Source organism: Kitasatospora sp. NPDC059648 (assembly GCF_042734825.1).
In the GTDB taxonomy this organism is placed as follows: Bacteria; Actinomycetota; Actinomycetes; order Streptomycetales; family Streptomycetaceae; genus Kitasatospora.
The window spans coordinates 1-1,290 of record NZ_JBHWDU010000238.1; the positions used below are offsets into that span (position 1 = coordinate 1).

The window sequence follows — 1,290 nt, forward strand, 5'->3', positions numbered from 1 at the left end:
GGGCCAACAACGGCACCTGGCACGGCCCCGCCGGCACCGGCGGCACCAGCCGCTGAACCAGCAATCCACCCACCACCACAGCACCGCGCCGGCCGACCCAAACGGCCGGCGCGGTCCAACGAGTGAGGATTCGGATTTGTCAGTCATACGTGGCCTGCGCCTGACGCTCATCGGTGTCACGGCGATGGCGACCATGTGCTGTGTGTCGGCAGGAACTGCAGCCGCGTCGGTGCTGCCGGCGCCGAACGGTTCGCCGTCGGCGTCGATCTCCCTGTCGGGGACCGTGAAGGACGCCCGCGCGGAACGGGTGTCCGGCGGGGTGATCACCCCTCCCGCCGCGATGCCGGCCGTGAAGGGAGCACGCATCGAGGTGAACGGCACCCTGGTGGGCCGTACCGACCGTGCGGGCGCGTTCAAGTTCGACTACCCGGACCCGACCGGCAAGGCCGTGACCGTCACGGTGACGGCTCCGGAATTCGGCACCTACCAGCTGGCCGGCGTCACCCCGGCGCACAGCGGTGACTCGCTGACCGTGCAGTTGACGGGCAAGGCGCAGTCGATGAGCGATCAGGCCGCACCCGCGCCGACCTCGCGAAACCGGGCCGCCTCCGTCACGCCACAGGCGACGACAGGCAGCTGCGGTGGCTACTCGTCCAACTCGACTCCGCCCTCGACCATCCAGGTGCTCGAGTACGTGCAGCACGACGGCTCCGGGTTGCCGATTCCGGGCACCGAGGCCGGCGTGTTCAGCGTGCCCTTCGAGTCGTACGTCAAGGACGTGCTGCCTGGTGAGTGGATGTCCTCCTGGCAGCCTGACTCGCTGAAGTCGGGTGCGATGGCGGCGAAGACCTACGCGTGGTACTGGGTCAACCACTGGCGCGGCGGATCCTATGGCAGCACCTGCTACAACGTCGACGACTCGATCAACTACCAGCGCTACGTCCCCGGCCGGTCGACCGCCACCACCGACTCCGCCGTGGAGGCGACCTGGAACTCGGTGATGACCCAGAGCGGCTCGATCTTCGAAGCCTCGTTCCAGGCGACGCTCACCGGCAACAAGTCTGAGGCCTGCGGTGCCGGCCTGTCCCGCTACCCGAACACGCTCAGCCAGTGGGGATCGCAGAACTGCGCCCTCGCCGGCCAGTCCTGGCAGTCGATCCTGAGCACCTACTACCCCGGCGTATCGCTCGGCGGGTCGACTTCGCCGGTGTCGTTCGATGCCACGGGTTACCACATCGCGTTCGTCGATCCGAACGGCAATCTGGCCAACGACTGGGTCGCCAACGGCGT

The 1,290-nt window shown here is 68.1% G+C and carries 1 protein-coding gene; it reads left to right on the plus strand.

Features of this window, described 5'->3' with window-relative positions:
• Positions 1 to 184: 184 nt before the first annotated feature.
• On the plus strand, positions 185 to 1,290 hold a 1,106-nt coding region (locus ACFV1W_RS40675), incomplete at its 3' end, for a SpoIID/LytB domain-containing protein (protein WP_380422623.1).